Source organism: Bradyrhizobium sp. MI1.3, assembly GCF_055811695.1.
The window spans coordinates 5,405-17,465 of record NZ_JBVVPQ010000110.1; the positions used below are offsets into that span (position 1 = coordinate 5,405).

Genomic DNA, 12,061 nt, shown 5'->3' on the forward strand with positions numbered 1-12,061 from the left:
CTTCGCCTCGCGGCGGCGCGGCGGCCGTCGGCTCGGTGCCCCCGGGGGGGGGGGGGGCCCGCGCCCCCCCCCCCCCCCCCCACCACTCGGCGTCTCCAGCGCGGGCGTTGCCATCCTCGCCGCGATGCCGGCCCAGGACGCGCGGAAAATCGTCGCTGCCAATGAGAAGAGACTGGAGGCCTACCGGACCGATGTTGCGACGGTGCTGGGCCAGGTCACCGCCGCAAGACGGCTAGGATATGGCATGAGAGAGATTGGTCTCGTGCAGGGCACGAAATCGATCTCCACCTGGATCAAGACCCCGGACGGCCGCCCCGCCGCCGCGATGACCGTCTCCGCCGTTCGGACGAGGCTCGGCCCGCGCCGCGAGCAGGAGGCCGCGGAGATCCTGCTGCGGGAGGCGCGGATCATCGAGCAGGCGATCCGGGGTTAGACAACGCAGTCAATGGGCTGACGCAGCGCGCATTTTTGTGGCACAAGGGCCGCCTCCGCCGACTGAGCAACGAGGCCACGCATGCCCGCGCCAAAACCGCCCGCCTTCGAAACCCTGAGCCTGCATGCGGGCCAGCATCCGGATCCCGCGACCGGCGCCCGCGCGGTGCCGATCTACCAGACCACGTCCTACGTGTTCCAGGACTCCGATCACGCCGCCGCGCTGTTCAACCTCGAGCGCGCCGGCCACATCTATACGCGCATCTCCAATCCGACCACCGGCGTGCTCGAGGAGCGGCTCGCGGCGCTGGAGGGTGGCGTCGGCGCGATCTGCACCGCGAGCGGCATGGCGGCGCTGCATCTGGCGATCGCGACGCTTCTGAACGCCGGCGACCATATCGTCGCATCGAGCTCGCTCTATGGCGGCACCATCAACCTGCTCGCGCACACGCTGCCGCGCTTCGGCATCACCACAACGTTCGTGAAACCGCGCGATCTCGATGCGTTCCGCGCGGCGATCAAGCCGAACACGAAGCTGGTGATCGGTGAGACCATCGGCAATCCCGGGCTCGAGGTGCTGGACATTCCGAAGGTCGCGCAGATCGCGCATGACGCGAAGATTCCGCTGCTGATCGACAACACCTTTGCCACGCCCTATCTCAGCCGTCCGATCGAACTCGGGGCCGACATCGTCATGCATTCGGCGACCAAATGGATCGGCGGCCACGGCATCGCGATCGGCGGCGCCATCGTCGACGGCGGCCGGTTTGATTGGCGCTCATCCGGAAGATTCGGCGTGCTGACCGAACCCTATGGCGGTTATCACGGCATCGTCTTCGACGAGCAGTTCGGCACCGCGGCCTTCATCATGCGTGCGCGCACCGAAGGCCTGCGCGATTTCGGCGCTTGTCTATCCCCGACCAACGCGTTCCAGCTGTTGCAGGGCGTTGAGACACTCGGGGTGCGCATGGACCGCCATATGCAAAACACGCACCTCGTGCTGGAAGCACTGAAGTCCAACAAGGCCGTGGATTGGGTGCAGCATCCCTCGCTGGAAGATCACGCGGACTACCAGCTGGCAAAACAGTTGCTGCCGCGCGGCGCCGGCTCGATTGTCTCCTTCGGCATCAAGGGCGGGCGGCCCGCGGGCCGCAAGTTCATCGAGCAGCTGCGCATGATCAGCCATCTCGCCAATGTCGGCGATGCCAAGACGCTGGTGATCCACCCTGCCTCGACCACGCATCAGCAGATGGACGCCGAACAACTTAAGTCCTCCGGCATCGGCGAGGAGCTGGTGCGGCTCTCGGTCGGCATCGAGACCGCAAGCGATATCATCGACGATCTCGCGCAGGCGCTGCGCATCTCGCAAAAGGTCTGACACCATGAAGCTCTCCGTCAACGGCGCCGAGGTGCTGGTCGCAACCGGCGGCCGCGACTTCGACAAGGCCCTGCCCGCGGTCGTCTTCCTCCACGGCGCCGGCTTCGACCATTCGACCTGGGCGCTGCACACGCGCTGGTTCGCCCATCACGGCTTTGGCGTGCTGGCGCCTGATCTGCCCGGCCACGGCCGTTCTCCCGGACCGTCGCTCGCAAGCATCGCCGAAATGGCCGACTGGACGGCGGCGCTGCTCGATGCGGCCGGAGTGACGAAAGCGCATCTGATCGGCCATTCCATGGGCTCGCTGATCTCGCTGGAGACGGCCGCACGTCACCCCGACAAGGTGTCCGCGCTCAGCCTGATCGGCACGGCCGCGACCATGACCGTCGGCCCGGATCTGCTGAAGGCGGCCGAAGCCAATTCGCAGGATGCAAACGACATGGTCTCGATCTGGGGGCTCGGCTTCAACGCCGAGCTCGGCGGCAGCCTCGCACCGGGCCTGTGGATGCATGGCGGCGCGCAGGCCGTGTTGAAACACTGCGAGCCGGGCGTGCTGTTCCGGGATTTGTCGGCCTGCAATGCTTACGCGAATGCGCTTCAGGCAGCCGCGAGCGTGAAGGTGCCCACGACGCTCATCCTTGGCGAACGGGACATGATGACGCCGGTGAAGGCCGGCAGGGCGCTCGCCGCGGCGATCCCGCATGCGAAGACCGTCATCGTGCCCGGCGCCGGCCACATGATCATGGCCGAACGCCCGGATGAATTGCTGGCGGCGCTACGGAACTGACAGGATCAATCGTCCATCTTGCGCGTTGCGGTCAGACATCCCTGTGAATTCCAGAGGGAACCGGACCCATGCCAAGACAGCAAGTCGTTCGCAAAGCCAGGCAAGACAAGCGTGCCGGTAAATCGGCAAGCACGCAGGCCGGCGAATTCGTCAAGGACCAGATCGACAAGATCCGCAAGGGCAAGCATGGTGCGCGCTCGACGAAACAGGCCATCGCCATCGGTCTGTCCGAGGCGCGCCGCGCCGGCGTCGATCTTCCGCCGCCGCGCAAGGGACGCGTCAAGAAGGCGACGCGACGCAGCGCCAAATATGCCTATGAGGTCGGTCAGGGCAAGCGCACCGCGAAGCGCCGGCCGCGCGTGTCGCGGGCCGTCGAAAAGGTTTTGAAGAAGGAGCCGCGCTCGACCGCATCGCGCAGTGCACTGTCGAAACAGGGCAAGCGTGCCGCGAGCCAGCGATCCGCTGCTTCGCGTTCGGCGACTGCCCGCAAGGCGAGCCGGACCAAAGGCGCCAAGGCCCGCTCCGCCGCCGCAAAGAAGGCGGCACGCACCAGGGCGCGCCGCCGGAGTTAAGTCTGGTCCCCTCAGGAGCCCGGCGTCCACTTCCAGACGATGTCGGACACGTTGACTGGCTTCGGGATCAGGCCCAGTTTTGCAAAACGGTCGGCGACGGCCTGCTGGCTCTTGGTCACCTCTGCATCCAGCGGCACCACGCGATAGGTGGAGCGGTTGACGAAGCGGCTGACAGCTTCGATGTCGACGCCGGTCGCCTCGGACTGAGCCTTTGCTACCTCCTCATGGTGAGATTCCGCCCATACGCCTTCGGAGGCGAAGCTCGCGTTGAGCTTTGCCACCAGCGAAGGATACTTCTCTACGAAGTCCGTCCCGGCGATGTAGAAAGCGTTCGGCTTGTGGACATCCCTGTCGAAGGCGATGACTCGGGCGCTTTCCTTCAATTCAGCAAGCGCCAGATATGGATCCCAGATCGACCAGGCATCGACCGAGCCCTTCATGAAGGCGGCTGTCGCATCAGCCGGGGCGAGCGGTGCCGGCGTGATGTCGGACCAGGCGAGACCGGCCTTCTCGAGCGACGCGACCAGGAGGTTGTGCGCACTCGATCCCTTGGCGAAGGCAACGCGCTTGCCCTTGAGGTCTGCGAGCGATTTGATCGGTGAATTCTTCGGCACGATGATCGCCTGAGTGTCGCCGTCCGACTTCACCGCCGCAACGTAGCGGATCCTGGCGCCGCCGGCTTGCGCGAAGATCGGTGGGGTATCGCCGACGAACCCGAAATCGACGCTGCCGACATTGATGGCCTCCAGCAGCGGCGGACCAAACTGGAAGTCGATCCATTTGACCTCGATGCCGAGCGGCTTGAAGGCGCTTTCGAGCGTCTGGCGCTGGCGAACCGCGGGGAAGAAGCCGCCCTTCTGCGTACCGATGCGGATTTCCGCCGGCTTGTCCTCCGCGCGCGCAGGTGGGGCCAAGGCCGTCGCGAGCAGCAGGCTGGTTGCGAGGATGTATCGTCGGGTCATCATCATGTGGTCCTTTCGGTGGTTTCAGCTGGCAAAGAAGCGAGAATTCGCGCGCCGGCTCCGTTCGGAGAACACGGCACGGGCGGCACGCTCGGCCTCGCGCGCCGAGCGGAACTGCCTGCCTTCGAGGCTGTCGAACAGACGCTCGGAGGAGAAGAAGCGGAAGCCGCGCGTATCCTTCGTGACGATGCCGGCGGCGCGGTCGTGGATCTCGATGATGTAAGCGTTCGATTGAGTTCGGGACATGACTGCTCGTTCGCCGGGATCTCGGCGTTCCTGTCTCGGGATTTGCTGGGTGAGGTGCTGCTAGAAGACGGCGGTCAGCAACAACAGGCGCCGGTGGCCGCCGAGAAACAGCGCCGCGTCATGCACACATGCATGTCGTCCCTATTGCGCTGCTGATCGGTTCTCATATCGCGGCTTCGGCTCGAGGAGCAGTTTCGATGCCTCGACTATCGAGTGTTTGGCGCGATCGGTCAATGAAATGGCTATCCATAATTACCACCGGCGCGCATCGGCACTTCTCCGGGCGCGAGCGCAGGCAATCGAATTTATCTCGCGATGAGTTCTTTCCTTCTCCCCTTGCGGCAGAAGGTGGCGCGAAGCGCCGGATGAGGGGTTGCCTCAGCGAATCCTGAAGAGAGTCGCGCGCGGAGAGAACCCCTCACCCGTCTCGCCGCTGTCGCGGCGAGCCACCCTCTCCCGCAGGGGGAGAGGGAAGAGAGCTCACCACATCGTCGCCGCGGCCCGCTCGGGCCAGGCGCGATCATATTCCGCGCCGCCGACCTTGTTCTCGCTCATCTCGGCGAGGATCTGGCCGGGCGTCGGCAGTGTCTTGGGGTCGATGCGCTTGTCGGGATTCCAGAGATCGGAGCGGACGATGGCGCGGGCGCACTGGAAGTAGATTTCGTGGACCGTCATCACCATGACGCTGCGCGGCGCCTTGCCGTCGACCTTGAAGGAAGCGAGCAGTTCGGGATCGATGGAAACATAGGCCCGGCCATTGGCGCGGACCGCATTGCCGGAGCCGGGGATCAGGAACATCAGCGACACCCTGGGATCGCGCACGATGTTGCGCAGGGAATCGACCCGATTGTTTCCGCGGCGATCCGGCAGCATCAGCGTCTTCGGGTCGTGAATGCGGACGAAACCGGAGAGATCGCCGCGCGGCGAGCAGTCGATCCCCTCGGGTCCGATGGTGGCGAGCGCGGCGAACGGCGCCTTTTCGATGAAGGCCCGATAGAGCGGGGTGACGTGGTCGGCGACTTTCACGGTCGAGGCGTCGTTGGTGACGCCGTAGATGGCCTCTAGCTGCTCGACCGTTTCGATCATCGACATTCCAGTCTCCTTGTTGTGCCGGCTATTCGTGCCAGCCTTGATTTCTGATCACGCGCAGAAGCTGGCGGCCATGATACTCCGCGCTGCCCGCGTTGAGAATGGTGACGTCGGCCTGCGCCGATGCGTCGCCGACGCTGCGCGTCAGCCGGTCCGCGATATTGCCGTCGCTGTCCCGGGCGCGGGCGGCAAGCCGCTGCGCCAGCACATCCGGTGGCGCCGTGATCGCGACCACCACGACGTTTGCATAGGTCTGGCGTAGCGCGCCGATCACCGTGCGCGAAACATTGGCCACGACGGCGCGTCCGGCACGAATATCATCGTTGAGGTCGAGCGGCAGCGCGTAGCAATGCCCATGCGCTTCCCAATGCACGGCGAAATCCCCACGCTCGAGCGCGCGCCGGAATTCGTCAGGGCTCACCGCGACATTGTCTTCGTCGGCTGAGGATTCGCGCGTCACGACACGGCGCGGAAAGACGATGTCGTGATCCTCGATGCATGCTGCCCGCGCCAGCCGCAGCAGCGTGTCCTTGCCGGCACCGCTGGGGCCGACCACGAGCACGAGCCGGCCAGGGCCGATCGCATCCGTCTCGTCCTCCGCCACGGTCGCGGCCTCGCTCATGCGACGCGGCTCCCCTCGCGCCAGACGCTGCGGACCGCGGGGACGCCGCCCGCAACATGCACGCGGATCAAATCGGCACGCTTGCCGACCGCGATCTCGCCGCGGTCGGACAGGCCGACTGCCTCGGCGGGCGCCTTCGTCACCGTGCGGATCGCCGCCGCAAGACTGATGGCAGGCACATGCTCCGGCAAATGTAGCGCGGCCATCAGAAGGCTCGAGGGAATGTAGTCCGACGACAGGATGTCGAGCAGGCCTTCGCGAGCGAGATCGACCGCGGCGATGTTGCCGGAATGCGAGCCGCCGCGCACGACGTTCGGCGCGCCCATCAGGATGTCGATGCCGGCCTCGTGCAGGCCGCGCGCGGCCTCCAGCGTGGTCGGAAATTCCGCGACCGAAACGCCATCGCGCACGGCGTCCACGACGTTCTCCTCGGTGGTATCGTCATGGCTCGCCAGCGGGATCTTGTACTTGTGTGCCAGCGCCACGATCTCGCGCATGTTGGTCGCCGCATAGGCCTTCTGATATTCGAAGCGCTTCGCGAACAGCTGGTCGAGCTCGGCATCGGTCTTGCCGCCGCCCTTGCCGCGATAATAGTCGCGCAGCTTGCCTTCGTCGCGGAACTGGCGCTGGCCGGGGGTGTGGTCCATCAGCGACATCAGCCGCACGTCGGGACGGTCGATCAGCTCCATGGCCTCCTCGACCACGCTCGGCATCGGGATTTCGCAGCGCAGATGCAGGAAGTGATCGGCACGCAGCAAATTGGCATCGCGTGCGGTGGTGATCGCGGCGGCGAGCGTGCCGGCGCGTCCGTCGACTTCCTCGGCGCCATCCTCGCGCCAGACCCGGAGCGAGTCGAACACCGTGGTGATGCCCGATGTCGCGAGCTGGCCGTCATAGGAGACGACGGCGGCGACCGGATTCCAGAACACTTTTGGCCGCGGCACGTAATGCGCCTCGAGGTGATCGGTGTGGAGCTCGATCAGGCCGGGCATGATCAGATCGCCGGCGGCATCCTCGGCCCCGGCGGGCGCCCTGCCCTCACCGATTTCGGCAATGCGTCCATCGGCGAGAGCAAGCCAGCCCTGCTCGATCACCCGCTCCGCCAGCACGATCCTGGCGTTGGCGATCACGATGTCCTTCTTGGCGTTCATATCCATTTCCTTCAGGCCGCGGCGGCGAAGCTGGTGACGTCGACGATGCGGTCGGCAATCTGATGACGGATTTCGTCGTCATGGACAATGGCGACCATGGCGACGCCCTGGCGTTTCTTTTCGGCGACCAGCTCGACCACGACGGCGCGGTTGGCGGCATCCAGCGAGGCGGTAGGCTCGTCCAGCAGCAGGATCGGCAGATCCGAGATGAAGCCGCGCGCGATGTTGACGCGCTGCTGCTCGCCGCCGGAGAAGGTCGCGGGCGGAAGCTGCCAGAGCCGCTCGGGGATATTGAGCCGATGCAACAACTCGCCCGCGCGCGTCTGTGCGTCGACACGAGCCAGGCCGTTGACGATCAGCGGCTCGGCGACCACGTCGACAGTGGCGACGCGTGGCACCGCGCGCAGGAACTGGCTGACATAGCCGATGGTCGCGCGGCGAATGTTGAGGACCTGCCGCGGCTCGGCAGTGGCAAGATCGACCAGCGCGCCGCGATGGCGGATGCCGATGCGGCCGGAGTCGCAGCGGTAGTTACCGAAGATCATCTTCAGGATCGACGATTTTCCGGCGCCTGATGGCCCCGACAGCACGACGCATTCGCCAGGATTGACGTGGAAGGTCACGCCGCTGACGACTGGCAATTCGATGCCGCCCTGCAGGTGCATCGTAAAGGTCTTGTTGGTGTTGGCGACGTCAATCATGGCGATCATTGAAAAACTCTTCCGGGAAGGCTCATGGCGGCAGAATCGAGGAGACGAGGAGCTGGGTGTAGGGCTCGCGGGGATCGTCGAGCACCTGGTCGGTGAGGCCGGTCTCGATGACGCGGCCGCCCTTCATCACCATCACGCGATGCGACAGCAGGCGCGCGACCGCGAGATCATGGGTGACGATGATGACCGCGAGGTGCAGCTCGGCGACGAGACTGCGCACGAGGTCGAGCAGGCGGGCCTGCACGGAAACGTCGAGGCCGCCAGTCGGCTCGTCCATGAACACCAGCCGCGGCTCGGTGACGAGGTTGCGGGCAATCTGGAGGCGCTGGCGCATGCCGCCGGAATAGGTGCGCGGTGCATCGTCGATGCGTGCGATGTCGATCTCGACGCGGGTCAGCCAGTCCGACGCGGTATCACGGATGCGGCCGTAATGATTCCAGCCCACTGCCATCAGCCGCTCGCCGACATTGGCGCCGGCCGAGACCGCCATGCGCAGACCCTGCGCGGGATCCTGGTGGACGAAACCCCAATCGGTGCGAAACAGAAACCGCCGCTCGGCTTCGCCCAGCGTGGCAAGATCGCGGGCGACGCCGTCGCGCATCCGGTAGGACACCTGGCCGCCGCTGGCCGCGAGCTGACCTGACAGGAGCTGAAGCAGCGTCGATTTGCCCGAGCCGGATTCGCCGACGATCGCCAGCACCTCGCCGGGATAGAGCGCAAAGGACACGTCGCGGCACGCGGCGATACGGCCGTAGGATTTGCTGAGAGACTCCGCAACCAGCAGCGGCTGATCGTGTTCGAGCATATCTTGATCAACCATGTGAGCCTCCCTGCGCCTTCTCCTTGTACGGCGCAGCGCTCATGCTGCCGTGGTGGCCGGCGGCCTGGCGGCCCTCGCAATAATCGGTGTCGGAGCAGACGAACATGCGGCCGCCCTTGTCGTCGGTGACGATCTCGTCGAGATAGGAATTTTCTGCGGCGCATAGCGCGCAAGGCGCATTAAAGCGATACGGCTCGAAGGGATGGTCTTCGAAGTCGAGCGACACGACTTGCGTATAGGGCGGGATCGCGTAGATGCGCTTTTCGCGGCCGGCGCCGAACAATTGCAGCGCCGGGCAATTGTCCATCTTGGGATTATCGAATTTCGGCGTCGGCGAGGGGTCCATCACGTAGCGCGCATTGACCTTCACCGGATAGGCGTAAGCCGTCGCGATGTGGCCGAAGCGGGCGATGTCCTCGTAGAGCTTGACATGCATCAGGCCGTATTCGGCGAGCGCATGCATGCGCCGCGTCTCCGTCTCGCGCGGCTCGAGGAAACGTAAAGGCTCGGGGATCGGCACCTGATAGACCAGCACCTGATTTGCGTGCAGCGACGTCTCCGGGATGCGGTGACGGGTCTGGATCACGGTCGCATCTTCAGTCGCCGTCGTCGTGGCGACGCCGGCGGTCTTGGCGAAGAATTTGCGGATCGAGATCGCGTTGGTGGTGTCGTCAGACCCCTGGTCGATCACCTTCAGCACGTCCTGTGGCCCGAGGATCGCAGCGGTGACCTGGACGCCGCCGGTGCCCCAGCCATAGGGCATCGGCATTTCACGGCTGGCGAACGGCACCTGATAGCCGGGGATCGCGATCGCCTTGAGGATCGCCCGGCGGATCATCCGCTTGGTCTGTTCGTCGAGATAGGCGAAATTGTAGGCCGGCGCGTTCATTCCGCGGCCTCCTTCATTGCGTCGGGCGCATTGGCATCAGCGAATTCCTTGCGCAGCTTGCGCAACAGGCCGAGCTCGGACTGGAAGTCGACGTAATGCGGCAGCTTCAGGTGCTCGACGAAGCCGGTCGCCTGGACGTTGTCCGAATGCGACATCACGAATTCTTCGTCTTGCGCGGGTGCGAGTGCCTCTTCGCCGAGCTCGCGCGCGCGCAACGCGCGGTCGACCAGCGCCATCGACATGGTCTTGCGCTCGCTCTGGCCAAAGGCGAGGCCATAGCCGCGGGTGAAGCACGGCGCTTCGGTCGCGGAGCCCTTGAATTGATTGACCATCTGGCACTCGGTGAGTTCGATCGAACCGAGCGGCACGGCGAAGCCGACGTCTTCCGCCGAAAATTCGACTTCGACCTCGCCGAAGCGGATCTCGCCGGCGAAGGGGTGGTTGCGGCCGTAGCCGCGCTGGGTGGAATAGCCCATCGCCAGCAGAAACCCTTCGTCGCCACGCGCGAGATTTTGCAGGCGCAGGTCGCGGTCCGCCGGGAAATTCAGCGGCTCGCGGGTGAGGTCGCCGACGTTGACGCCCTCTTCGGCCTGCGGCGAGGGCTCGATCAGGCCGTCGCGGCCGAGAATATCCGTCACCCGCGGCGTGGGCACCGTGGAGGCTTCGGCCGTCGCCGGCGCCTCCGGCACAAAACCTTCGGCGAGCGAGGGATCGAGCAGGCGGTGGGTGTAATCGAAGGTCGGGCCGAGGATCTGGCCGCCGGGAATGTCCTTGAAGGTCGAGGACACCCGCCGCTGCACCCGCATCGCGCCGGTCTCGACCGGCTCGCTCGCGCCGAAGCGCGGCAGCGTGGCGCGGAAGGCGCGGACCAGGAAGATCGCCTCGATCAAATCGCCGCGCGCCTGCTTGATGGCGAGCGCTGCGAGCTCGCGGTCATAGAGCGAGCCTTCGCCCATGACGCGGTCCACGGCGAGGCCAAGCTGCTCCGAAATCTGGTCGAGGGAAATTTCCGGCACGCTTTGATCGCCGCGCCGCGCACTGGCGAGCAGGCGATGGGCGTTCTCGATGGCGCGTTCGCCGCCTTTGACTGCGACATACATGCTTAGCTTCCCTTGCTCACGACGCGCGTGGTGCGCGGGACCGCAACCACGGCATCATCCGCGACCAGGACCACATCGATGCCGCGCGGAAACAGCGCTTCGTTAATACGAAGTCGCTCGAACAGGTCGAACGGCTTGATCGAGGCCTTGAGCGTCGCGACGCCGTCGATGCCGGGACCGCGCAGCTCGAAGCTGCGCCCCGAATGCAGGCTCTCGACCTGAAGGATCAGCGTGGTCGACCGGTCCGGATATTCGCTGGTGCCGAGCGCGAAGCGCTCGAGCGAAGGCAGCGCCCCGCCTTCGCTGATCAGCGCGAAGCTGACGATCGAGGAATCCTGCACCACCGGCGCGCCCGTGTGGAACTTCAGCCATTTTGTCACGTCGGTGCTTTCCGACATGCGCGCATCGAGCCAGAGCGGCGTGTCGTGATCGAACAGCGTCAGCGCGATCGCGGCCGTGCCGCGCATCATCACATGAGGCGCGCCTGATGTCGGCACGATGCGCTGGACCGATCCCGGCCGCGCCATCGCGTCCATGACCGAGCGAAAGGTCGATTGCGCCGACAACACCTTGTCGACGAACCCCGGCGGCAGTTCCGCAATCGTGGTCATGATCTCACCCCTCACCGCGCACCATGGTGTAGAAATCAACTTTCGTCGCGGCGGTCTCGGCCGCAGCCTGTTTACGCCTGACCATCAGCTGCACGCGCAACGGCGCGATGATGTCCCGCTCCACCGCGCCACTGAAATCGCTGGACTGCACCAGCGCATCGCACAGCGCAATCAGCCGCGCCTTCTCACCGTCGCGACCGAGCGTGTAACCGAAACCGACCTCGCCGCTCGCAAGCCGCACCGCAGCCCGCGACACCGTCGCTTCGCCGAGATTGAATGGCGCACCGTCGCCGCCGACCCGGCCGCGCAGCATGACGAGGCCGTTTTCCGGCGCGCGCAGATCCTGATGCGCCGGCAAAGCGAGAGCGCGGAGGCGAGCGGCGATCTCGCCCGCCTCCGCGTGCGCCAGCACGGCCATTGCGGCCTTGCGCTGGGCTTGCTGATTGTTGTGCTGGGTCACCAGATCCACCGAAACTTTCTGCAGAACTTGCCGAATCCAAGTTGTCTATGATACTAGACAACTTCATACGGGAGCGCCATGACTGTTTCGTGACAAAGGCGTGATTTCTGGAGTAGCTTCCGAGCCACATGAGCATGCAGGACACAGCCTCCTCCGGCGTGGCGTTGCTCGCGCGCGACCTCGACATCACCAACATCTTCCTGGTGCTGCCCGCGGGAACGCTGATCGGGCT

Annotated in this window: 15 protein-coding genes; 4 read left to right on the top strand and 11 right to left on the bottom strand. The window is 65.4% G+C overall.

Annotated elements, in window-relative coordinates; all coding sequences use genetic code 11:
• The 4 genes from AC0L3A_RS37735 to AC0L3A_RS37750 all read left to right on the top strand — a co-directional run.
• Window positions 1–433 (top strand): IclR family transcriptional regulator domain-containing protein (locus AC0L3A_RS37735; RefSeq protein ID WP_473256291.1); only part of this gene is annotated, 433 nt, incomplete at its 5' end.
• A gap of 81 nt (window positions 434–514) precedes the next feature.
• The gene (locus AC0L3A_RS37740) at window positions 515–1,810 is read left to right on the top strand and encodes an O-acetylhomoserine aminocarboxypropyltransferase (protein ID WP_473256292.1); all 1,296 of its coding nucleotides are present in this window, start codon (window positions 515–517) and stop codon (window positions 1,808–1,810) included.
• Between the two features lie 4 nt (window positions 1,811–1,814).
• Window positions 1,815–2,597: an alpha/beta fold hydrolase gene (locus AC0L3A_RS37745; protein WP_007597600.1), complete on the top strand. Its 783-nt coding sequence runs from the start codon at window positions 1,815–1,817 to the stop codon at window positions 2,595–2,597.
• A 68-nt stretch (window positions 2,598–2,665) separates the two neighbouring features.
• Complete coding sequence (locus AC0L3A_RS37750; RefSeq protein ID WP_007597601.1) at window positions 2,666–3,169, top strand: DUF6496 domain-containing protein; 504 nt, start codon at window positions 2,666–2,668, stop codon at window positions 3,167–3,169.
• 11 nt (window positions 3,170–3,180) lie between these two features.
• Here AC0L3A_RS37750 and AC0L3A_RS37755 read toward each other — a convergent pair whose 3' ends face one another.
• The 11 genes from AC0L3A_RS37755 to phnG form a co-directional block, all read right to left on the bottom strand.
• Window positions 3,181–4,134, bottom strand: a complete 954-nt coding sequence (locus tag AC0L3A_RS37755) for an aliphatic sulfonate ABC transporter substrate-binding protein (protein WP_007597603.1) — start codon at window positions 4,132–4,134, stop codon at window positions 3,181–3,183.
• A gap of 21 nt (window positions 4,135–4,155) precedes the next feature.
• Entirely contained in the window at window positions 4,156–4,377 is a 222-nt protein-coding gene (locus tag AC0L3A_RS37760) for a hypothetical protein (RefSeq protein ID WP_007597604.1), read from the bottom strand.
• Window positions 4,378–4,857: 480 nt separating this feature from the next.
• Window positions 4,858–5,469 (bottom strand): pyridoxamine 5'-phosphate oxidase family protein, encoded by a 612-nt coding sequence (locus AC0L3A_RS37765; RefSeq protein WP_473256293.1) that lies wholly within the window; start codon window positions 5,467–5,469, stop codon window positions 4,858–4,860.
• Between the two features lie 22 nt (window positions 5,470–5,491).
• Window positions 5,492–6,088 (bottom strand): phosphonate metabolism protein/1,5-bisphosphokinase (PRPP-forming) PhnN, encoded by a 597-nt coding sequence (phnN, locus tag AC0L3A_RS37770; protein WP_354126929.1) that lies wholly within the window; start codon window positions 6,086–6,088, stop codon window positions 5,492–5,494.
• Window positions 6,085–7,239 (bottom strand): alpha-D-ribose 1-methylphosphonate 5-triphosphate diphosphatase, encoded by a 1,155-nt coding sequence (locus AC0L3A_RS37775; RefSeq protein WP_473256294.1) that lies wholly within the window; start codon window positions 7,237–7,239, stop codon window positions 6,085–6,087. Before AC0L3A_RS37775 ends, phnN begins: the two co-directional genes overlap by 4 nt.
• A gap of 11 nt (window positions 7,240–7,250) precedes the next feature.
• Entirely contained in the window at window positions 7,251–7,949 is a 699-nt protein-coding gene (gene phnL / locus AC0L3A_RS37780; RefSeq protein WP_007597608.1) for a phosphonate C-P lyase system protein PhnL, read from the bottom strand.
• Between the two features lie 22 nt (window positions 7,950–7,971).
• Window positions 7,972–8,769, bottom strand: coding sequence for a phosphonate C-P lyase system protein PhnK (gene phnK, locus AC0L3A_RS37785; protein WP_007597609.1), 798 nt, complete (start codon window positions 8,767–8,769; stop codon window positions 7,972–7,974).
• The gene (locus tag AC0L3A_RS37790; RefSeq protein ID WP_354126930.1) at window positions 8,762–9,658 is read right to left on the bottom strand and encodes an alpha-D-ribose 1-methylphosphonate 5-phosphate C-P-lyase PhnJ; all 897 of its coding nucleotides are present in this window, start codon (window positions 9,656–9,658) and stop codon (window positions 8,762–8,764) included. The genes phnK and AC0L3A_RS37790 overlap by 8 nt, the downstream gene beginning before the upstream one ends.
• A complete protein-coding gene (locus AC0L3A_RS37795; RefSeq protein ID WP_473256295.1) occupies window positions 9,655–10,758 on the bottom strand; it encodes a carbon-phosphorus lyase complex subunit in 1,104 nt (367 codons plus the stop codon). Before AC0L3A_RS37795 ends, AC0L3A_RS37790 begins: the two co-directional genes overlap by 4 nt.
• Window positions 10,759–10,760: 2 nt before the next feature.
• Complete coding sequence (gene phnH, locus AC0L3A_RS37800; RefSeq protein WP_219682477.1) at window positions 10,761–11,369, bottom strand: phosphonate C-P lyase system protein PhnH; 609 nt, start codon at window positions 11,367–11,369, stop codon at window positions 10,761–10,763.
• A 4-nt stretch (window positions 11,370–11,373) separates the two neighbouring features.
• On the bottom strand, window positions 11,374–11,838 hold the full coding sequence (phnG, locus tag AC0L3A_RS37805) for a phosphonate C-P lyase system protein PhnG (RefSeq protein WP_473256296.1): 465 nt from the start codon (window positions 11,836–11,838) through the stop codon (window positions 11,374–11,376).
• Between the last annotated feature and the right edge of the window lie 223 nt (window positions 11,839–12,061).